Origin of the sequence: Clostridium aestuarii, from assembly GCF_026735135.1 — a bacterium.
Lineage (GTDB): Bacteria > Bacillota > Clostridia > Clostridiales > Clostridiaceae > Clostridium_H > Clostridium_H aestuarii.
In genome coordinates this window covers 38916-60217 of record NZ_JAPQER010000006.1, presented here as the reverse complement: position 1 = coordinate 60217, position 21302 = coordinate 38916, and the positions used below count along the sequence as shown (strand labels likewise).

The window sequence follows — 21302 nt, the reverse complement described above, 5'->3', positions numbered from 1 at the left end:
TTGAGTTTTGAAAAAAATTTATAATATGAATGAAAAATTTAAGTGTATTTTTTATAGGTTAATAGGAAGTATTTATATTCCTAATTATATAAGGAATATAAATGAACCTTTAGTTCTTCATATTTCAGATACTCCACAGGATTTTTTTCAATGTTTAAAAAAAATAATAAAGATTTTAAAACCTGATTATATAATTCATACTGGAGATTTAGTAGATGATATAAAATTAGAAAATTATCCTCAATCTATTAATAGGTATGAAAAGAAAATTAAGATATTAATTGATATTTTAGAAAATTCTCATGCAAAAGATATATACTTGTGTATGGGAAATCACGATAATGAGAATATAGTTAGAAAATTTATTAAAAAGAGTTCTATAGTAAGAAATGTAGAAAAAATTATTATACAGAATATAGATTTTACAATAAGTCATTTTTCGGAAAAAGTTTTAAATGAGCCTTCAAAATACAATTTGTTTGGGCATGATTTAAGTATAAGAAATAAGGTGGATTATGACAATACGTATTTGAATGGAATTATAAATATTAATATTATAACTTTGAAAACGGGTAAGGTATTTAATTTACCATATCCGTATTGGATAGATGATAAAAGATTAGGAAGAGGAAGAGCAGGCTTTTAATTAAGGAGGGTTAGTTATGTTTTCATTAGTAAGAGAGGGACCTAAAATATTATTGATAGAAAGCAAAAAAATTGATGAACTAGTATTATACGTAAAACAAAAATTTGATGCTAAAGAATGTAATTTTAATTTTGCCTATGAAAATTCAGAAGAAGACTACACTATTTTGTGTTTAACAGATAAACTGCAAGAGGTAGTTAAAGAAAAACATATAAAACATATCTTTTTAATAAAATACCAGCCTGATAAACTATTTTGTGATGTTCTGAATGATAATAAAATTAATCTTATAAGTGGATCAAGATTAGCACCTAGAATAATTGTTATGAGAGCTTTTGGAGATTTTGAAAAAATTATAGATGAGATACAAAAAGATTATATGGGAAATAATGGTAAATTACATAGTATTTTAAATGAGCATAATAATAAAGGAAATATAATACTTTTTTCTAAAAAGCCTCTTAGTAATAAAATTAGTCTTTTGGATATTTATGAAAAAGCTATATATGTAGAACAAGAGTACTATTATTTATTAAAAAGTCTTAGAAAACATGGGTTGAGGTATTTAAATCAAGGACTTGGAGAGAGAGACTGGTATGATTTGGATATAAAAATATATGATAGATTTGAAGCATATAAACTCCAATATGATAAGTTAATAAGAGTAATTGATAACTTAGAATTAGGAGTGGTAATGGGAGAGTCTTGGGGTATAGATAGTCCTAGATTTCTTATGAAAGTAGAAATATATAGGCTTAGGCTTTTTACACTTCTTGAACCAGAGTATATAAAAAAGATATTACTTGCATTAGAATATTCAGAAGCTGGTACAAGAATAGTTGATTATGATTTATATTATAATAGAAGAAAAATAGGTTGGACAGATATTGAACAAGGAGAAATTAAAGCAAGAAATTTATTGGGTCAAAAATATAGAAATTTAGTATTTTCAAAAATTTCTTCTAAAGAATCGTTAAAAATACTAGATATAGAAAATAAAATTTTACAAACGAGAAAATAACCAGTATATTTTACTGGTTATTTATGATTTCCATTTAAAAATTACTATTCCTATTATCATGATTATAATTCCTAAAAATTGACTTATTCCAAATTGAAGCTTTTTAGTTTCAAATAAGCCCAAAGCTTCTATAATTCCAGACGCAATAAGTTGGGAAATCAATATAATAGCTGTAGCATATGCAGGATTAAGGTTTGATATACCAACCATTACAGTGAAAATAATTATAACACCTAAAGGTCCTCCAAGTAAGTATAATTTATTTGAGGAACCAAGGTTTTTCCAATTTCCATTACCCAAAAATAACGTTATTAACAATGTGAGTATAAATCCAATTCCTTGAACTAAGGTGTTTGTTTCCCAAAGCCCAATTTTTTGACTCATTCTAGTATTAAAAACACCTTGAAGACTCATAGAAATACCAGCAATAATAGAAAAAATTAGTCCTAGCATAAAAATCACCTTCCCATAGTAGTATAACCTATAATGTAATGTTATATTACATTTGGAAAATGTATTTATATTACATATTAAGTGTTTAATATCCAGAAGCTTGTCTTTTGTGATTAATAGTATTCTTTTTATAATAAGCATTTTCTATATCTTCTGAACTAAATCTTAAGTTTACACCTAATGATAAGAAATCTTCAAATAAAGTTTTATAATTGTCTTTAGAAGTACAGACCACAAAATCATTAATATCTATATACATATTTACAAATTTTTCTGTCAAATCAGTATAATCATTAGATACACAGACTTCTATATCCTGATAGTTTTTTTCTAAGCCTAAGCTTAAAATAAAATGAAGGCAATCAACATACTCTTCTAGTATTGCTTCTTTGGCTGAAGGGCCTTTATTACTCCAAAATTTAAAACAGCGGGTTTCATTAGCAAGTTCACTAATTTCTACTTGAAGAGCTAAAACTTTTTTAGAAAATAATGATTGTTGGTGTAAAGCATGTTCTTCTATAATTCTTTTGTCTAATTTACTTTGTAATTGGAATAAATCAGGTAAATTCATTTAATAATTCCGCCTTTCTGAAACTTGGTATAGGTATAAATATATTTTATATTATTTTCAGAAATATTAAAAGATTAACAAAACGTTTACATGAAAATTAAAGTAAAAAAATAAGTAAATAGTATTAAAAAAGGTTTATATACTATCTACTTAAAATATTAATAATCTCGTAGAGAATAAGTTTTTATTAATACTTCTTTTTTATTATTTAACAATTTCCAAAGTTCAAGTTTGTTTACTTTGGCGAAATAAAAGTCTATATTATTATTTTTTGTAGTTAATGCAACAGATGATAAATTATTTAATGATTTACGAAGAGCATAATTTGAATTTGCTAAATATATATGTAAATCGTTATAATTATTTTTTATATTAAATCCACTTAAAATTAGAGTATCAGAGATGTTTCTAGCTATTCGGTTTATATAGCCTTTATTTTGAACTCTTAAATTAACATATTTCGAAAATTTATCTAAATATATGTCTTTTTTTATTTGTACTTTGAATTTTTTATATGGACCTAGTGTATCAGTAATTATTTTATCAAATTTTTCTATATCAGGGTCTATCACTGTTTGTATAGGTATATGCAGTTGTTGATTCGACTTATAAATTCTATACCTTTTACATAAATTTCTTTGAGTTGTTTGAAGATGTTTACTAGATTCATCATCAAATAAAGCAACTAAACGGTATTTCATATTAATCCCCCATACGTAGTAATTTTTACTGATATTATACCATATTTATTATAATTGTACATTTTTAAGCTATAAATACTATTTATTAAAAATAACAGCTTAATCTTATAGTATGCATTTTGAATAAAAATTTATTCAAAACTAATACTATATATGTAAGTAAATTTAAAGGGGAGGTAATGCTATGCAACATAATAATAGTATACATTGTACAGTAACAGAATGTAAGTTCCATTGCAATAGTGATAATTACTGTGTTTTATCAGAAATAAATGTTGTAAAGAATATTAATATAGCAAGTTCAATAGAATGTACTGATTGTGGAAGCTTTCAAAAAAAATAAAAGATAATATAATACAATATTAAAAGGATATAATGTAATTTATCTAGCATTATATCCTTTTAAAGATTTTAGATCTATTATATATAAAAAGTATATAATGAATATACTGGATAAAATATACTTACACTAATAGGTAGATTTATTTTTTAAAATTTATAAAAACAAAATTATACATATTATTACAATAAAAACAATACTATGCTATATAAAATTAAGTGCCAAAAATATACGGGATTATGTTATAATTAGGGTTGTGGCAAATATAACAAAAAATCTAAAAATTAAGTTTTAATAACTATCATTATATAAAAAATAAATAGTAAGGATGGATAATCATATGAAAAAACTAATTATTGAAGGAGGAAATCCTCTAAATGGTGATATTGAAATTAGTGGTGCTAAGAATGCAGCAGTAGCTATATTGCCATCAGCTATTATGGCAACCAAAGGCACTTGTGTTATTGATAATATTCCTCAAATTAGTGATATAGAATGTATAAAAAAAATAATTGAAAGCTTAGGTGCAAAAGTAGTTTCAGATAATAATTTAGTTACAATAGATAGTACATGTATAAATAGTTATGATGCTAATATTGAAGAAGTTCAAAAAATGAGAGCTTCATACTACTTAATAGGGGCTTTACTTGGAAGATTTAAAAAAGCTAGAGTAGAAATGCCAGGAGGATGTGCTATAGGGGTAAGACCTATAGATCAGCACATAAAAGGATTTGAAGCGCTAGGAGCAAAAGTGACAATTGAACATGGAGCTGTAATTGCTGAGGCAGATAAATTAGTAGGGACAAATATATATTTTGATGTTGTTAGTGTAGGAGCTACAATAAATGTTATGTTGGCAGCTGTATTTGCTGAAGGTAAAACTATACTTGAAAACTGTGCTAAAGAGCCTCATATTGTTGATGTAGCTAATTTCTTGAATTCAATGGGTGCGAATATAAAGGGTGCAGGAACAGATGTAATTAGAATAAATGGGGTTAATGAACTAAAAGGATGTAACTATAGTGTTATTCCAGATCAAATAGAAGCAGGAACATATATGATGGCAGCGGCTGCTTGTGGGGGAAAGGTTAATATAAATAATGTTATACCAAAACATTTAGAATCAATTTCAGCAAAACTTATTGAAATGGGTGTTGATATAACTGAAAATGGAGATAGCATAACAATAGAAAGTTCAAGAAAATTAAAGGGGGTAAATGTAAAAACCCTTCCTTACCCAGGATTTCCAACAGATCTACAACAGCCTATGACAACGCTTCTAAGTACTGCAAAAGGAAGAAGTATAGTTAATGAAAGCATATGGGAAAGTCGATTTAAGCATGTGGATGAATTGAAAAAAATGGGTGCTAAGGTGAAAGTAGAAAGTAATTTAGCAGTTATTGAAGGTGTAGAATGTCTTACTGGTGCTAAAATTGTAGCAACAGATTTAAGAGCAGGAGCGGCAATGGTTATTGCAGGACTTATTGCAAAAGGGACTACTGAAGTTACTAATCTTGAACATATTGATAGAGGATATCCAAACATTGAAAATAAGTTAAATTCTTTAGGTGCTAAAATAACAAGAATTGAAAAATAGAAACTTATATATGAATGGAGAATAACATAATGATATTTTGTCCTTTGTATAGTGGAAGTAGTGGAAATAGCATATTTATTTCTTCAAAACGCGGAAATATCTTAATAGATGCAGGTCTATCAGGTAAGAGTATCGAAAAAGCCTTAAAAGATATTAATAAAGACCCAAATGATGTAGATGGAATATTTATTACACATGAACATATAGACCATGTTAAAGGGGTAGGTGTAATGTCGCGAAGATATAATATACCTATTTATGCAAATGAATTAACATGGAAAGGAATGGCTAAAAACATAGGAAAAATAAAAGAAGAAAATATAAAAATAGCAGAAAAAAATAAAAATATAAATGTTAAAGACATGAATATATGTAGCTATAGAATACCACATGATGCAGCTGATCCTGTAGGATATACAGTATCTTATGGTAATAAAAAAGTAAGTATTGCTACTGATTTGGGATATTTTTCAAAAGAAGTAAAAGAAGCCATTAAAGACTCAAATGTTGTTTTACTTGAGAGTAATCATGATGTGGAAATGGTGAAGTTTGGACCTTATCCGTATACTTTAAAAAGAAGAATATTAAGTGATATAGGTCATTTATCTAATGATGATTGTGGAAAGGCTATACTCGATATGATAAAATACAATTGTAAAAGAGTTATATTGGGTCATCTAAGTAAAACTAATAATTATCCAGAACTTGCATATCAAACAGTAATTAATATTCTTAGAGAAAATGGAATAAAAATAAATGAAGATATAATATTAGGTTTAGCTAAGAGGGACATGCCTAGTGATTATATTGAATTTTAGGAGGATGCGCATGATATGAGGAAAATATTTAATGTGTTTTTATTAGTATTAGTAATATTAGGCGTCATAAGTTTTGTAGGTTGTACTAAGAAGAATAAGGCTGTAGCAAATAGTAATGAAAAAATAATGAAGAAATTGAGTTTAGATGATACTAATGAAGCGTATCTTAATTTAAATTTATATTTTGATGGTTCAGAAAACGATAGTAAGGCTGAGGTTGGAAAAGAAGAAAGAATAATTCTAAAGGAAGAGTTAATAGGTGAAATTATTATGCAAGAGCTTATAAAAGGGCCTTCAATGGAAAGTCAGTTAAAACCTATTTTCCCTAAAGATGTGAGACTTATTAGTGTTTCAATTAAAGATAAAATTGTTTATGTGAATTTAAGTGCAGAAGCTAAAAATTTAATGGAAATTACTAGAGAAGAGGCTTGCTTAAAAAGTTTAACTTTATCTTTAACCCAATTAGAGTCTGTTGATAAAGTTAAAATATTAATAGATAATAAAAATGTAGATGTACTAGGTGGAAATTTTGACATATCAAAGCCTTTTAGTGTAGAGGATATTACAAATATGAAAAAATAACACAGGTAATTATAATATCATATATACCTATAAAAAGTGAGAATATAATGTTGAAAAAAGGTAATATGTTTATTATAATGTTATAGTGTGTCGTAGTCTAATTAAATTGATAAAAGGAGAATGAAGTATGAGTTTGTATAAAGGTTGGACAGATATGGTTGTTGATTACGTAAAGCATAAAGGTGAAGCTGCTTTTTGGAAAGAATATGGCCAAGTAGAAAAAGATGTATATAGTAAAATGTTAGCTAATCATAAAGATGTTATTAAAGGAAAAATTGAAGATTTAGCAAAAGAATACGATGCAGACATAAAGTTTTTTATGGGATTTTTAGACGGAATAAATGAAAGTCTTAAAAATGACTTAGATATAGAAGCGGTTGAAGCAGATACAGAAATTGAATTAAATATTGATTTTGAAAAATTATATTTTAACATGTTAGATGCTAAAGCAGATTATTTGTATAGTCTTCCACAATGGAATGGAATATTATCAGAAGAAAAAAGAAAAGAAATAACTAAAGAGTGGAGAGCATCTAAAACAGTAGTTAAACCAATGAAAATAGGAAGAAATGATTTATGTCCATGCGGAAGTGGAAAGAAATATAAAAAATGTTGTGGAAAAAACGCATAATTCATAGTACATAATAAAAGCCTTACATGAAAATGTAAGGCTTTTATTATAGGCATAGGTTGACACTAGTAAATGAGCTTAACTATGAAAAATATAATAGAAAGAGTGATAAGTGTATGAATATAACAGTTATATCTGTAGGAAAATTAAAAGAAAAATATTTAAAGGCAGCAGTTGATGAATATAGTAAAAGATTAAGTAGGTATTGCAAATTTAGAATAATCGAACTTAATGATGAAAAAACTCCAGATAATGCATCAGAAAAGGAAGAACTTCAGATAAAACAAAAAGAGGGACAAAAAATTTTAAATAATATAAAAGACAACACATATGTAATCGCATTAGACTTGAAGGGTAATATGGTTTCATCAGAAGAAATGGCTGATATGATAAATGATTTAGGGGTTAGAGGTAATAGTAATATAGTATTTATAATTGGTGGTTCGTTAGGGTTAGCAGAAGAAGTTTTAAAACGAGCAAATTATAAGCTTTGTTTTTCTAAGATGACTTTTCCACATCAACTTTTTAGAGTTATGTTGTTGGAACAAATTTATAGAAGTTATAGGATAAATAATGGTGAACCGTACCATAAATAAGTGAGGTTTTTCCTGAAATAAAGTGAGAACAATATATTTAAGTGTATATTATAAGAATAAATCTTATATAAAGAAATGAAAATGAGAGAAGCACCAGAGGATAATAACTTCATATGGTGTCTTTTGTTATTAATAAAAAATACTAAAATTACCTCAATAAATAATTTTTAATTGCTTATTAGATATATTATACTGTGATATAGATAGAGAGGGTGATGAATGCATGGAAGAAAAAATATTAGTAGTAGATGATGAAAAAAGTATTGCGGACTTAATTGCATATGCTTTTAAAAGAGAAGGTTACAGTGTTGAAACGGCTTATAATGGAGAAGAAGCATTAAATAAAATAAAAAACTTTAACCCACATATATTGATTATAGATGTGATGATGCCTAAAATGAATGGATTTGAAGTATGTAGGAAATTAGATAATAGAGAAAATTTAGGGATTGTCATGCTTACTGCAAAAAATGATATTGTAGACAAAGTATTAGGTTTAGAGTTAGGAGCTGATGATTATATAACAAAGCCCTTTGATATAAGAGAAGTGATAGCAAGGGTTAAATCATTACTTAGAAGGTTAAATAAAAATACAAATGAATCTGAAGATACAGATATACAAATTAAAGATTTGAAGGTTATGTTAAAACAAAGGAAAGTTCTTATAAAAGGAGAAGAATTGCAATTGACGCCTAAAGAATTTGATTTGCTAGTTCTTTTATTATCAAATTTAGATAGAGTATATACAAGAGATGAACTTTTAGATTTAATTTGGGGAATGGAATACATTGGGGGAACCCGCACTGTAGATATTCACATTCAAAGACTTAGAAAAAAATTAGGAAAATTATATGAAAATATAATACAAACAGTATATAGAGTGGGATATAAAGCTGTAGGTGAAATCTATGAAGGTTAGTATAAAGATAAAATTTAGTGTATTTTTAGCAATTCTTTTACTTTTAACAATGAGTATACTGAGTAAACTAGTACTAAGTGGAATAACAAACAATCAAAAGAAAGATTATGAAACGTATTTAGCACAGCAGGTTAAAATTGCAAACACATATATCAGACAGATGTATCTTACAAAATCAATAGAAGATAGAAAACAATTTTTACAAGAAAGTGCACAAGAACTTGTAGCACAGTTAAATTCAATAAATGGAATGTATACTGCAATTTATGATATGAATGGAAAAGAAATAACAAATTCTATGCCATATAATAATAGAACAGATGTTAAAGAGTTGCTTTCTCACGCCCTGAAGGATCAAATAGCGTATCAAATTGTAGGAGATTATGCAGAATATATCGCGCCTCTTTATAATGTAGATCAAATAGGAGTGATTAAATTTCATTATTCACTTAAAAAAAATATTGATTTTTATAATGATATAAAAGCTCTTTTTATGAAGATAGGAGCAGTTGTATTTGTATTTAGTTTTATTGGTGCATATTTTTATTTTAATACATTTTCTAAAAGTATTGTTAAACTCAAAAAAGATACACTAGACATTAAGAGTGGCTTATATAATGATATTGTTCCTCTTAGAAGAAACGATGAACTTGGAGAATTGAGTGAAGGAATTTATTATATGAGCAGTCAAATTGAAAAAAATATAAAAAAAATGGAAGAAGAACAGCAAAAACTTAGACTAGCAGTACAAAAACTAAAAGCATTAGAAAAGCAGCAGAAAACTTTTATTGGGAATATAACACATGAATTTAAAACACCTCTTACAGTTATAAAAACATATATGGATCTATTGAATATCTATTCAGACGATCCTAATTTGCTGAAAGATGCAAAAGTAAATATTGTAAAAGAGACACAAAGACTTTATGAGATGGTGGAGAAAATTTTACATTTATCTTCATTGCAAAAATATGATTTTGAATTTCAATATGAAAAAATAGATGTGAAAGAGATACTAGAAGAAATTTGTAGCCGTATGCAAGGGAAAGCTCAGAAGTTTAATATTAGCTTAATAAAAAACTTACAATCTGTATTTATTCTAGGCGATAAAGAAAATTTAATGCATATTTTTATTAATTTAATAGACAATGCTATAAAATATAATAAGGTTAATGGAGAAATATTTATTAATAGCTATACGAAGGATAAAAAGGTATTTATAGAAGTAGCAGATACAGGAATTGGGATTCCAAAAGAAGCAAGAGAGAAGATATTTGAACCTTTTTATACGGTTAATAAAGATCGATCCAAAAATCATGGCGGAACAGGATTAGGCCTTTCTCTTGTAAAAGAATTAATAGAAAAACAAAAAGGAACCATTTTGTTATTAGATACAAAAGAAAAAGGAACTACATTTTTAATTTCTTTTCCATCTTTATAAAATTTTACAGTTTTGAAACAATTAGATATACTTTTGAAAAATCAATTAGGTATAGTATTATTATAGAAAATAAGGAGGAATTGAAAAATGATAAAAAGAAAATTATTAATAGGTGTGTTGGCGTTTAGTACTTTAGTAGGAACTTTTGGATATACACAATACAAAGCAGAAGGAAAAGAAAATAATAAAAACATAACGATTATAAAGGATACAAAAGATATTTTAGCAACTGAGTTGGTTGCATCTAAAATTGATACTTATGAAGGGATAATAGGGTATGATTGGGTAGATGAAAACAAAATAGCAATCACAAAGGAAAACAAAGGATTAGAACCAATAAAAATTGATAATGATAAACTTAAGGCTGATTTTAAAGTAAAAAATATTTATTTATATGATCTAAATTCTAAAGAAGAAAAAGGAATTGGTGATCAATTAAAATTTCAAGATGGGGCAATTGCTTCGCCAAGTAATAAATATATATTTTATAGAAATGAATTTGAAGAAAAGGCTGCGGGCTATATTGCAGATGTGCAAGGAAATACAATAGTTAAAATTTCAGATAATGCTATAGATGAATATGATTTGAGTGAAGCTAAATGGATTAATGATGAAGAGCTAATTGCTCCTTGCCACAGTATTAGGGGTTTTGCTATTATAAATGTTGATGGAAATATAAAAAAAATAAAAGATGTAGAAAAGGGAACAATGGGAATAAAAGACCCATTAAATGGACTTAGCATTACAAACCCAATAAAAGTTGGAGATAAAATATATTATGTAACAATACATCGTGGAGCAGATGATGATGACAAAATAAAAGTTTATGATATGAATAAAAAAGAAAAGAAAGAATTAGTTAAAGATGATGTTCAAGAGTTTAGTTTATCTCCTGATCAAGAACAACTTCTTATGCTTACATCAAATCTTGAGAAAGATGTAAATGAATTGGTATTGACAGATATAGAAGGAAAACAAAGAGATGTTTTAGCTAAAGGATATATATATGGTGTAAGGTGGTCTTCAGATGGAACAAAGGTAGCTTATATATCAAATGAAGAAGGACATGAAGGGCTTTATGTAGTAGATGTAAAAACAAAGAAAGCATCATTGATTTGTGCAGGAGAATATTATATGCCTATTGCATGGAGTCCATCTGGTGAAAAAATAATGATGCATAGTAAAAAGCAAAAAAATAATGGAAGACCATTTGATGAAATTGATGTTACGAATGTAATTACTTTAAAGTAATGAAAGGGATATTAAAAAAATAATTTTTAAACAAGAACAAGGGATAGATAAAAAAGAAAAGAATTATAGTGTGTCAAGGATTAGGTCATTCTAAATAGGATTTACATAAATCTTTTAAGAGAAAATAAATTTCTTAAGAGGTTTGTTTATTTACGAATAATCTACTCCTTAAGTGAATAAAAACCGCAGTTAAAGCAAATGCTGAACTGTATTATAAATAGAAAATAGGTATATTTTTTATTATAGCTTTAATATAACCTATAAAAATAGGCTAAAATGATTATTGTATAATAAATTTTAAAAAGTTGCTATACAATTTTTATATAGAAATATTTAAAGAATTTGATTTAATATGGTACATAAAAGTGAGATAAATATTTATATGATAACATAAAGGTAACTTTAAGTAGAGCAAGAAAAAATATAGTTTCTAGTAATTCTTAAGTTTTATTTATATAGTAGTATATATTTTAAAATATAAGTAATATATTGACAAAGAAAAAATAATTGCTAAAATAAAGTTAGCACTCATTTATTGAGAGTGCTAACAAAAAGTTTTAAATAGATCTTTTTTATAACATAACTATGAAGTAAGTGTTATCATAAAATTAAAGATTTTGTATATCTACTTACATTAAATATTATGATGAGAGGAAATGATAATATGGCTAAAAAACAATTTAAAGCAGAATCTAAAAGATTACTTGATTTAATGATTAACTCAATTTATACAAATAAGGAAATATTTTTGAGAGAAATTATATCAAATGCAAGTGATGCAATTGATAAAAGTTATTACAGATCACTTGTTGATGAAAATGTAAGTTTCGTAAAAGATGATTTTTATATCAGAATTACTCCAGATAAAGAAAAGAGAACACTTACAATTAGTGATACAGGGATTGGTATGACAAAAGATGAGCTTGAAAATAATCTAGGTACTATTGCTAAAAGTGGTTCTCTTGCATTTAAAAATGAAAATGAAGTAAAAGATGGAGTGGATATCATAGGGCAATTTGGAGTTGGGTTTTATTCTTCTTTTATGGTATCTGATTTGGTTACTGTAAAGAGTCGTGCGGTTGATTCAAATGAGGCATATGAATGGAAATCAAATGGGGCAGAAGGATATGATATTGAAGCTTGCGAAAAAGAAACAATGGGAACTGAGATTATATTAAAGATTAAAGAAAATACTGATGATGAAAATTATGATGATTTTTTAGAAGAATATAAACTAAAATCTTTAATTAAAAAGTATTCTGATTTCATAAAATATCCAATTAAGATGATGATGAAGAAAAGCAAATTAAAAGAAGGTACCGAGAATGAACATGAAGACTATTTTGAAGATGAAACTTTAAATAGTATGGTGCCAATTTGGCGAAGAAATAAAAATGAATTGAAGTCTGAGGATTATGATCAATTTTATATGGATAAGCATTTTGGATATGAAAAACCTATTAAAACAATTCATTCAAGTGTTGAAGGGCGAGTAAGTTATACTACATTACTTTTTATTCCTAAGAAAGCACCTTATGATTTTTACACAAAAGAATTCCAAAAAGGATTAGAACTTTATTCAAATGGTGTATTAATAATGGAAAAATGTGCGGATCTATTGCCAGATTATTTTAGTTTTGCTCAAGGGCTAGTTGATTCAGCAGATCTTTCGCTTAATATTTCAAGAGAACTTTTACAACATGATAGACAACTTAAATTTATTGGGAAAAAAATAAAAGATAAAATCAAAAATGAGCTTTTATTAATGCTTAAAAACAATCGTGAAGATTATGAAGAGTTCTATAATAGTTTTGGAAGACAACTTAAATACGGTGTTTATTCTGGTTTTGGTATGAATAAAGAGGAATTACAAGACTTATTAATTTTCCATTCTTCTACAGAAAATAAGCTTGTAAGTCTGGATGAATATATTTCTCGAATGAAAGATGATCAAAAGTACATATACTATGCTACAGGAGAGAATATAGATAAAATCGAAAAATTACCACAAACTGAAGTAATCAAAGACAAAGGTTTTGAAATATTATATTTTACTGATGAGGTTGACGAGTTTGCAATCAAAATGCTTGCTAAATATAAGGAAAAAGAATTTAGATCTGTTTCAAGTAAAGATTTAGGATTTGAATCCGATGAAAAGGAAAATGAAAAAGAAACAGAAGAAAATAAAGAACTATTTGGTTTTATGAAGGATGCTTTAAATGGAAAAGTTAAAGAAGTGAGAGTATCAAAAAGGTTAAAAACACACCCTGTTTGTCTTGCTAATGAAGGTGAAGTATCTATTGAAATGGAGAAAGTACTTAATATGATGCCAGATGGTCAAAATGTTAAGGCTGATAAAATTTTGGAGATAAATACAAATCATGAAATGTTTAGTTCTATTAAAAAAGCATTTGTAGATGATAAAGATAAATTAAAAATGTATGCAAACCTATTATATAATCAGGCGTTGTTAATTGAAGGACTTCCAATAGAGGATCCTGTACAATTTGCAAATGATGTGTGCTGTTTAATTAAATAAATTTATGAGGTGCATTTGTAAAAGTATAATAAAAAATTATATTATTTATGGATGCACCTCATAAATAATATAAGGTTTTTAATAACGTTATATTAAAAACCTTATATATTTTATATAGGTAGAATCATCCAATCAATAAAAAGGATAGTAAAAATATATAATAAAACAATGATAAAAAACATAGGAATTTAATTATATATAAAGGAGTACCTATGAAATTTATTGGTTATCGAACATTAAAAACAGGAATTGGAGCTTCAATTGCAATGATTATTGCAAAACAGCTAGGATTAGAATATGCTGTATCTGCTGGGATTATTACAATTTTAAGTATTCAAAATACAAAAAAACAGTCTTTTAAAATAGCACTTAATCGAATAGGTGCATGTATTTTAGCATTATTTATTTCTTCTGTTTTTTTTAGAATATTTGGTTATAATGAAATAAGTTTTGGTATCTTTTTAGTGGTTTTTATTCCCGCAGCAGTAAAATTTAATATAGGAGAAGGGATAGTTGTAAGCTCTGTACTTGTAACACATCTATTAGTTAAACAATCAGTGAATATATTTTTAATCGGAAACGAGTTAGCACTTATGATAATTGGTATTGGTGTGGCATTAATATTAAATCTTTATATCCCAAGTATAGAAGAAGATATTAAGCAAGATCAAATTTATATTGAAGAAACTATGAAAGAAATTTTATTTCGTATGGCAATAGCATTGAGAGAGCATAAAGTATCATTAAAAGAAGATAATTTGTTTAATAATCTTGAAATTAGGTTAAACAAGGCGTTAAGTCGGTCATATATTAATTTTAACAATTATTTTCTTTTAGATGCAAGTTACTATGTATACTATATGGAAATGAGAAGGCAGCAGTATGAAGCTATCAAACGAATGAAAGAACATTTTCAACGGTTTTTTATGACTTATGATCAGACGATTATGATAGCTAATTTTACAGAGAAAGTTGCTCATTCATTGTATGAAGAAAATACAGCAGAGCAATTAATTGATTGTTTATATATATTAAAAGATGATTTTAGAAAAATGTCTCTTCCTTTAACAAGAGAAGAATTCGAGAATCGAGCAATGCTTTTTCAATTTTTAAATGACATGGAACAGTTTTTAAAAATTAAGTATGAATTTAAGAGAAACTTAATAATAAAAGAATCCTAATAAACTATAAAAACACATCGGGTAAGCTGATGTGTTTTTATAGTTTTAATAAATATATAACAAGCAAATTGTAATATTTTATAATAAATCACAATAATTACAATTGTTGTAAAATAATATACTTAGTGATAATATAAATATGAAACTTATAAATATGAAGCTTATAAATATGAAGCTTATAAATATAGGAGGGGGATTATGAAAAAGTTTTTAATATTTATTTTAGGATTGAGTATGGTGTTTGCAACAACTACAACGGCTTTTGCAGTAGAAGGTAATCAAGAAGCTATTAAAAAAGAAGTGGTGCAGAGTGAAAAGAAGAAAAATGTACCTGAAGTAATTGATGAAGTGAATCAATCTGTAGTTGCAGTTATAGGTAAGAACACAAAAGTTAAAGAAAGAGAACATATATTTGCAAAATTTCCTAAAAATCTTCAACATGGATCAGGTGTTATAGTAAGCAAAGAAGGAAGAATAATTACTAATAACCATGTGGTAGATGGATTAAAGAATATTTATGTAGTAATGTACGATGGAAAAGTATATAAAGCTCAACTTTTATATACAGATAAGGAAATTGATCTTGCACTTCTAAAAATAAACAAAGATAATTTAAAACCTATGAAAATGGCAGATGAACAAAAAATAAAGGTTGGCAATGAAGTAATAGCAATTGGTACACCTTTATCTTTTGGATATAGAAATAGTGCAACCAAGGGGATTGTAAGTGGATTAAATAGACCTGTAGACCGTATGTATACTTATCTTCAAACAGATGCGGCAATAAATCCAGGAAACAGTGGAGGACCTCTTGTTAATATGAAGGGGGAACTTGTAGGTATAAATACTTTAGGAACTATGTTTTTTCAGGGAATGAATTTTTCAATTCCAATAGATCATGTTAAGTATTTTATAGAACAATTTGATAAATATGGAAAAATAAGAAGATGCTATACAGGAATAGATTTTGAAGAAAACTGGGCAGCAATGCTTGGAATTCCAACGAATCAAGGATTAAAGGTGGTAGCACTTGAAAAGGGTGCAGTAGTAAATTTAAACCAAGTAAAAGAAGGTGACATGCTTGAAGCAATAGATGGAAAAGCTATTACTTCTATAGCTCAATACAACGAAATATTAAAAGAACATGTACCAGAAGACAAAGTGAAATTTACTTTTAGTAGAAAAGATAAAAAAATTGATGTTGAAGTTATGCTAAAAGAAAAACAAGACAAATCAAAAGAAGCAGGAAAGGAGGATTAATATGAAAAAGAAAAAGATAGCTGCAATCATAATGAGTGCATTTTTGACTGTAGGGATAATAGCACCTGTAGCATATGCAAAAACTGATAGTGGAAATATAGATTTATATGAAGTGTTTTCAGATAAAAATGATAGAATGAAAACAGAGGTCGGAAGTAGAATATATAAATGGTCTATGCATCTTCCAGATGATGCTATTGTTTATAAATCAGATAGAGCAAATGAATTTAATATGTCTACTAAAAGCTATAATTCTTCTGTTGATCTAAGCGTTACTAAAAATAAAGATGATTTAACATTAGAAGAGCTTCTTTATAAAATGCAGAATAGTTCAAGACATCGCCGTTCATGGAGACGTCGTGAAAATAAAGAATTTACTATAGATATTGCTAAAGATAGTTATGGGAAAAAATATATTAAAATAATAAAAACAAATAGAGATTATGGTTTCTTTATGATGGAGGAACCAGAACAAGAAGATGAATTTAAAGATTATATTGAAAACAGAATGTATGTAGTAAATGGATATATATATAACTTAGAAATAGATATGGATGGAGAATTTTATAGAGGGCATGAAGAAATGTTTGATAAGTTAGTATCTTCTTTTAAACTTTCATTTGATGAAAAAAATCCATATATCAAAGAGTTATCAGATTCAGTAAGTACTACTAGAGAGTACAAAAATAAAAACTATGGATGGAAAATAGTAATGAGTCCTTATTGGAAGGTAGAAGGATCTCCGAATACTCGTTGCCAAACTTTCTGTCCTGTATATAGTGATGAAGAACTTAATAATAAAAAAGATGAAGAAGATGATGAGTTTAAAATACCTGAAGGAATTACTGTTAAATTAGTAAGTTCTGCTGAAAGTTATAAAAAAGCTTCAATTTGGGCACAGAATGAGATAGAAATATTAAAAAATAACTATAATAAAAATGTTTATAAGATATTAAAAAATGAATCTAAAAAGCAAGGAGATACAAGTGTTCAACATGTAGTTATTCGTTATAATACAGTTACTAAAACTCCATATATTGTTCATAATTTATATGCTGTAGGAAATGGATATCAGTATCTTGTATCTGCTACGATGATGGAAGATAAATATAAAGATGCTGAAAAAAGAAAAAGCTTTGAAGATATGTTAAATTCATTTACATTGGATAAAAAATGTTTAAGTAAATATTTAGGAAGAATAATTACAGCAAAATCTGTAATGAATTTAAGTGCTTCAAAAGAATTAAAAATGAAAAAATATAATTTCAAGACAAAGATAACAAAGAACTGGAATATTTCTTATAATAGATATGGTTTCTATTATGATGATTTTGATGATTATTTTTATGAGGATGATGGATATAGACGGGATATAAGCAATAATGAATATGCAGGTGCTTTTGAACCTAAAAGTAATATTCGTGTAGAAATGTCTGCTGGACTTGATACAGAGGAAATAGATAAAATCATCGAAAATAGAGCTGAGTTCTATTTAAAAGATGATGAAATTCGTATGGGATTATCAAAGATTAATATTAAATCTGGTGAATGTGATGGAGCTAAAATATATTATATTGCACAAGAGTATGATTTAGATGCTATTAATAAGTTTGTAAAAGAAGATAAGACAAAGAAATATGATTTAGAAGAACTTGAAAATCAATATTTATATATTATAAAGATAGGAAAAGACTTATATAGAGAAACAATAACTGTTCCTGTTGCTAATATGACATCTAAAAATAAACTTAAAGCAAATAATGTATGGAAAAATACTTATACTAAGAATGTAAATTATAGTACAAAGGATATTAAATGGAAGCAACATAAGCTTGAAGAGTTTGATAAGGACAAAAAGGAAGCTAAAAACAAGTAAGTTAATAATAAAAAGCCTAGAGAAAAATCTAGGCTTTTTAATTTAGTTAACACTATCTTCTATATAAGATTTTACTTTGGAAACATTGTCTTCACTGCATATAAAGTTTATAATATCTTCTGCTGTAAATGTAAAATATGGACCGGGAGATATATACATCTTTTCTCCTCTTTTTACAGAAATTATAGTAGCATTAGTGAATTTCCAAAATTGTGTATCTGCTATAGTCTTATCAATTATATTAGAATTTTCAGCTACTTTTATTTCATATGAATCTTTTAAACTTTCTGTATCAAATTGAATGGAGTATTCTAAAAGCATATCTAAATTTTTATTAAGTTCTTTTTCAATGCTTAATTTTTCTTTTTGAAGTTCTTTGATTTTTTGTCTTATCTGTTTTACGTTATTTTTTGCATTAAACCTTTGTATAAACAAATAAGCATTTTCAGCAGATTTTACATAGATTCCGCTTTTTTCGGAAACTTCTACTGCATCCATATCTTGAAGTAGAGAAACAGATCTTCTTATAGTTTCTGGAGACACATTATATTTACTAGAAAGAGTAGATCGTCCTCTCAGTTTTTCGCCCACTTTGAATTCATTATTGTAAATTCGATGAGCTATATCTATTGCTATTTTTATGTATCTTGGAGTTCCTTTCTTTTCCATTCGTATTCTCCTTATTATATTATTTTATCTGATATATAGAGTTATGTTGTTCACATATTATATGAAATTCTTTTTCTCATTTTCAGAGAATTAAGCAATCTATACCAAATTATAAATAGGGATTTTTGCTTAAGTTTCAGATGGAGTAAACATTTTACTTGAAACAAAGAATTTTGTTTATGAATCAGCAACAATATTATAACAAAAAAATCTATTAATAGCACAAAATATTGTAATAAATAAAATGTTATTTTACAACTAACAACTCATATGCTATAATTGAGTTGGCTAAAGTGACATATTTACATTTATTGAAAGTTGTTACAATGCCAATAAGGAGGATGTAGATGTTAAATAAGTTAAAAAAAGATAGAGTGTTTTTTATTTCTATAATAAGTTTGATAAGTGTTTTAATTTGGTCAATTTTCAATATTAAAGATTTTGAAAAAACATGTAATAATACTCTTAATTTCTTGTTAAACAAGTTTTCATGGTTTTACATACTAGTTATGATATCTTTTTTTATTTTTTGTGTAATAATAGGATTTGGTAAATATGGAAATGTAAAGTTAGGAAAAGATGATGAAAAACCTGAATATGGTTTATTATCATGGTTTTCAATGTTGTTTAGTGCAGGAATGGGGATAGGGTTAATTTTTTGGGGGATTGCAGAACCATTAAATCATTATATAAAGCCTCTTAATGGGCAAGGGTTTACACAAGAAGCTAAAATTTTTGCTATGAAAAAGTCATTTTTACATTGGGGAGTATCACCATGGGCTTGTTATGCGGTATTAGCATTAGCTTTAGCATATATGCAATTTAGAAAAAACAAACCAGCTTTAATAAGCAGTTTATTAATTCCATTAATAGGAGAAGAAAAAGCAACAGGATGGCTTGGAAATATAGTAGATATATTTACTTTGTTTGCAACAGTTGCTGGTGTAGTTACTTCTCTTGGGTTAGGTGCTCTTCAGATTAATTCAGGTTTAAATTATTTATTTAATATTCCTGAAAATATAAAGGTACAATTAGTTATAATAGGTTTAGTTACAATTTGTTATATGCTTTCAGCTTCTACTGGGTTAGATAAAGGAATTCAAACTTTATCCAATATAAACATGTCTATTGCTGGGATTTTGATATTAGTAGCTATAATAATAGGACCCACTTTCAGTATGTTTCAGAATTTATTTCAAGGATTTTCAGCGTATACAAAAGAATTATTAATAGATAATAATAATATATTTGTAAAAGGACAGTGGTATAAGGACTGGACTATTTTTTACTGGGGATGGTGGATAGCGTGGGCACCTCCAGTAGGAATATTTATTGCCAGAATTTCTAGAGGAAGAACTATAAGGGAGTTTTTACTAGGAGTCTTATTAGTACCATCAATGGTATGTTTTATATGGTTTGCTGTATTTGGAACAATAGGATTTAATGTAGATAGTACTGTAGCATTAGAGGCTGTAAAAAGAACAGAAACGGCGTTCTTTGTTGTTATGAATAATTATCCTTATGGAGCAATTATTTCTACAGTGGCTATAGTATTATTGGCAACGTTCTTTGTAACTTCTGCAGATTCTGCAACCTTTGTATTAGGTATGCTATCATCTAATGGGAGCTTAAACCCCAAAAATTCAAAAAAATTTGTTTGGGGAGTAATGCAAGCTGCTTTAACTATAATGTTTTTGTTAGCAGGTGGATTAGAAATGATACAAAAGGTATCAATAATAGCAGCATTTCCTTTTTCGTTTATAATCATACTTTCCATGATTTCGCTTAGGAAAAGCTTAAAAGATGAATGTGTAAATGTAGAAACTAGCAGGTTAAAACAGAAATTTAGAGAGATGTATAATTGATGTCAAATAAATAGATGAAATTTTAAAGTTAAATTTTGTTGACATATTTGGTTGTTTTATATTATCATTTTAGTAAAATAAAAAATAATATTTGTGATTGTGAAGGATTTAGTAGCACTTTTGTTTTAATATAGAGAGCATACTGGGTGGTGAAAAGTATGTGTAGCAAAAGGTTGTGAATTACACTCTGGAGTCTCAATGCGAAAGTATTGCGGTTGAAACCCGATATAGTGATATAGAGGCATAGTATTTATGTAAATAAAGGTGGTACCACGGGTTTTCTCGTCCTTTGAGGCGAGGAACCCTTTTTATATTTATTTAATGTTTTTATATGAGGGGGAAGGT

The 21302-nt window shown here is 27.0% G+C and carries 20 protein-coding genes; 16 read left to right on the top strand and 4 right to left on the bottom strand.

Features of this window, described 5'->3' with window-relative positions; genetic code table 11:
- Positions 1-7: 7 nt before the first annotated feature.
- Both OW763_RS13010 and OW763_RS13005 read left to right on the top strand, forming a co-directional pair.
- Positions 8-646 carry a metallophosphoesterase gene (locus tag OW763_RS13010; protein ID WP_268041581.1) on the top strand — a complete coding sequence of 213 codons (639 nt, stop codon included), beginning with the start codon at positions 8-10 and terminating at the stop codon, positions 644-646.
- Positions 647-662: 16 nt separating this feature from the next.
- Complete coding sequence (locus OW763_RS13005; RefSeq protein WP_268041580.1) at positions 663-1667, top strand: hypothetical protein; 1005 nt, start codon at positions 663-665, stop codon at positions 1665-1667.
- 21 nt (positions 1668-1688) lie between these two features.
- Here OW763_RS13005 and OW763_RS13000 read toward each other — a convergent pair whose 3' ends face one another.
- The 3 genes from OW763_RS13000 to OW763_RS12990 all read right to left on the bottom strand — a co-directional run bounded on the left by OW763_RS13000 (position 1689) and on the right by OW763_RS12990 (position 3392).
- Positions 1689-2120 (bottom strand): DMT family transporter, encoded by a 432-nt coding sequence (locus OW763_RS13000; RefSeq protein WP_268041579.1) that lies wholly within the window; start codon positions 2118-2120, stop codon positions 1689-1691.
- An 85-nt stretch (positions 2121-2205) separates the two neighbouring features.
- Entirely contained in the window at positions 2206-2691 is a 486-nt protein-coding gene (locus tag OW763_RS12995) for a dUTP diphosphatase (RefSeq protein ID WP_268041578.1), read from the bottom strand.
- 158 nt (positions 2692-2849) lie between these two features.
- Positions 2850-3392, bottom strand: a complete 543-nt coding sequence (locus OW763_RS12990; RefSeq protein ID WP_268041577.1) for a 2'-5' RNA ligase — start codon at positions 3390-3392, stop codon at positions 2850-2852.
- 184 nt (positions 3393-3576) lie between these two features.
- Between OW763_RS12990 and OW763_RS12985 the strand changes: the two genes are divergently transcribed.
- From OW763_RS12985 to OW763_RS12925, 13 genes are all read left to right on the top strand, one after another.
- Entirely contained in the window at positions 3577-3735 is a 159-nt protein-coding gene (locus OW763_RS12985) for a DUF1540 domain-containing protein (protein WP_268041576.1), read from the top strand.
- 337 nt (positions 3736-4072) lie between these two features.
- Complete coding sequence (locus OW763_RS12980) at positions 4073-5329, top strand: UDP-N-acetylglucosamine 1-carboxyvinyltransferase (protein ID WP_268041575.1); 1257 nt, start codon at positions 4073-4075, stop codon at positions 5327-5329.
- A gap of 29 nt (positions 5330-5358) precedes the next feature.
- Positions 5359-6147, top strand: coding sequence for an MBL fold metallo-hydrolase (locus OW763_RS12975; RefSeq protein WP_268041574.1), 789 nt, complete (start codon positions 5359-5361; stop codon positions 6145-6147).
- A 15-nt stretch (positions 6148-6162) separates the two neighbouring features.
- Positions 6163-6729, top strand: a complete 567-nt coding sequence (locus OW763_RS12970; protein ID WP_268041573.1) for a GerMN domain-containing protein — start codon at positions 6163-6165, stop codon at positions 6727-6729.
- 127 nt (positions 6730-6856) lie between these two features.
- A complete protein-coding gene (locus OW763_RS12965; protein ID WP_268041572.1) occupies positions 6857-7360 on the top strand; it encodes an SEC-C metal-binding domain-containing protein in 504 nt (167 codons plus the stop codon).
- Between the two features lie 116 nt (positions 7361-7476).
- Positions 7477-7956 carry a 23S rRNA (pseudouridine(1915)-N(3))-methyltransferase RlmH gene (gene rlmH, locus OW763_RS12960; RefSeq protein ID WP_268041571.1) on the top strand — a complete coding sequence of 160 codons (480 nt, stop codon included), beginning with the start codon at positions 7477-7479 and terminating at the stop codon, positions 7954-7956.
- A 223-nt stretch (positions 7957-8179) separates the two neighbouring features.
- Positions 8180-8875, top strand: a complete 696-nt coding sequence (locus tag OW763_RS12955) for a response regulator transcription factor (RefSeq protein ID WP_268041570.1) — start codon at positions 8180-8182, stop codon at positions 8873-8875.
- A complete protein-coding gene (locus tag OW763_RS12950; protein WP_268041569.1) occupies positions 8865-10316 on the top strand; it encodes a sensor histidine kinase in 1452 nt (483 codons plus the stop codon). The genes OW763_RS12955 and OW763_RS12950 overlap by 11 nt, the downstream gene beginning before the upstream one ends.
- Before the next feature lie 87 nt (positions 10317-10403).
- Positions 10404-11567 carry a TolB family protein gene (locus tag OW763_RS12945; RefSeq protein WP_268041568.1) on the top strand — a complete coding sequence of 388 codons (1164 nt, stop codon included), beginning with the start codon at positions 10404-10406 and terminating at the stop codon, positions 11565-11567.
- A gap of 664 nt (positions 11568-12231) precedes the next feature.
- Positions 12232-14106, top strand: a complete 1875-nt coding sequence (htpG, locus tag OW763_RS12940) for a molecular chaperone HtpG (protein WP_268041567.1) — start codon at positions 12232-12234, stop codon at positions 14104-14106.
- A 212-nt stretch (positions 14107-14318) separates the two neighbouring features.
- Complete coding sequence (locus OW763_RS12935) at positions 14319-15287, top strand: aromatic acid exporter family protein (RefSeq protein ID WP_268041566.1); 969 nt, start codon at positions 14319-14321, stop codon at positions 15285-15287.
- A 198-nt stretch (positions 15288-15485) separates the two neighbouring features.
- Positions 15486-16547, top strand: a complete 1062-nt coding sequence (locus OW763_RS12930; protein ID WP_268041565.1) for a S1C family serine protease — start codon at positions 15486-15488, stop codon at positions 16545-16547.
- Between the two features lies 1 nt (position 16548).
- Positions 16549-18423, top strand: a complete 1875-nt coding sequence (locus tag OW763_RS12925) for a hypothetical protein (protein ID WP_268041564.1) — start codon at positions 16549-16551, stop codon at positions 18421-18423.
- A 42-nt stretch (positions 18424-18465) separates the two neighbouring features.
- On the opposite strand, the gene OW763_RS12920 is transcribed toward OW763_RS12925, so the two are convergent.
- A complete protein-coding gene (locus tag OW763_RS12920; protein ID WP_268041563.1) occupies positions 18466-19092 on the bottom strand; it encodes a GntR family transcriptional regulator in 627 nt (208 codons plus the stop codon).
- A gap of 347 nt (positions 19093-19439) precedes the next feature.
- On the opposite strand from OW763_RS12920, the gene OW763_RS12915 reads away from it, so the two are divergent.
- Positions 19440-20957: a BCCT family transporter gene (locus OW763_RS12915; protein WP_268041562.1), complete on the top strand. Its 1518-nt coding sequence runs from the start codon at positions 19440-19442 to the stop codon at positions 20955-20957.
- Positions 20958-21302 lie beyond the last annotated feature (345 nt).

Bases quoted from the DNA above. Each gene is read 5' to 3' on its own strand.
- OW763_RS12950 (WP_268041569.1), top strand. From the start codon at position 8,865: ATGAAGGTTAGTATAAAGATAAAATTTAGTGTATTTTTAGCAATTCTT.
- OW763_RS12965 (WP_268041572.1), top strand. From the start codon at position 6,857: ATGAGTTTGTATAAAGGTTGGACAGATATGGTTGTTGATTACGTAAAG.
- OW763_RS12985 (WP_268041576.1), top strand. From the start codon at position 3,577: ATGCAACATAATAATAGTATACATTGTACAGTAACAGAATGTAAGTTC.
- OW763_RS12935 (WP_268041566.1), top strand. From the start codon at position 14,319: ATGAAATTTATTGGTTATCGAACATTAAAAACAGGAATTGGAGCTTCA.
- OW763_RS12980 (WP_268041575.1), top strand. From the start codon at position 4,073: ATGAAAAAACTAATTATTGAAGGAGGAAATCCTCTAAATGGTGATATT.
- OW763_RS12990 (WP_268041577.1), bottom strand. From the start codon at position 3,392: ATGAAATACCGTTTAGTTGCTTTATTTGATGATGAATCTAGTAAACAT.
- htpG (WP_268041567.1), top strand. From the start codon at position 12,232: ATGGCTAAAAAACAATTTAAAGCAGAATCTAAAAGATTACTTGATTTA.
- OW763_RS13000 (WP_268041579.1), bottom strand. From the start codon at position 2,120: ATGCTAGGACTAATTTTTTCTATTATTGCTGGTATTTCTATGAGTCTT.
- OW763_RS13005 (WP_268041580.1), top strand. From the start codon at position 663: ATGTTTTCATTAGTAAGAGAGGGACCTAAAATATTATTGATAGAAAGC.
- OW763_RS12930 (WP_268041565.1), top strand. From the start codon at position 15,486: ATGAAAAAGTTTTTAATATTTATTTTAGGATTGAGTATGGTGTTTGCA.
- rlmH (WP_268041571.1), top strand. From the start codon at position 7,477: ATGAATATAACAGTTATATCTGTAGGAAAATTAAAAGAAAAATATTTA.
- OW763_RS12920 (WP_268041563.1), bottom strand. From the start codon at position 19,092: ATGGAAAAGAAAGGAACTCCAAGATACATAAAAATAGCAATAGATATA.
- OW763_RS12995 (WP_268041578.1), bottom strand. From the start codon at position 2,691: ATGAATTTACCTGATTTATTCCAATTACAAAGTAAATTAGACAAAAGA.
- OW763_RS12970 (WP_268041573.1), top strand. From the start codon at position 6,163: ATGAGGAAAATATTTAATGTGTTTTTATTAGTATTAGTAATATTAGGC.
- OW763_RS12915 (WP_268041562.1), top strand. From the start codon at position 19,440: ATGTTAAATAAGTTAAAAAAAGATAGAGTGTTTTTTATTTCTATAATA.
- OW763_RS12955 (WP_268041570.1), top strand. From the start codon at position 8,180: ATGGAAGAAAAAATATTAGTAGTAGATGATGAAAAAAGTATTGCGGAC.
- OW763_RS12975 (WP_268041574.1), top strand. From the start codon at position 5,359: ATGATATTTTGTCCTTTGTATAGTGGAAGTAGTGGAAATAGCATATTT.
- OW763_RS12925 (WP_268041564.1), top strand. From the start codon at position 16,549: ATGAAAAAGAAAAAGATAGCTGCAATCATAATGAGTGCATTTTTGACT.
- OW763_RS12945 (WP_268041568.1), top strand. From the start codon at position 10,404: ATGATAAAAAGAAAATTATTAATAGGTGTGTTGGCGTTTAGTACTTTA.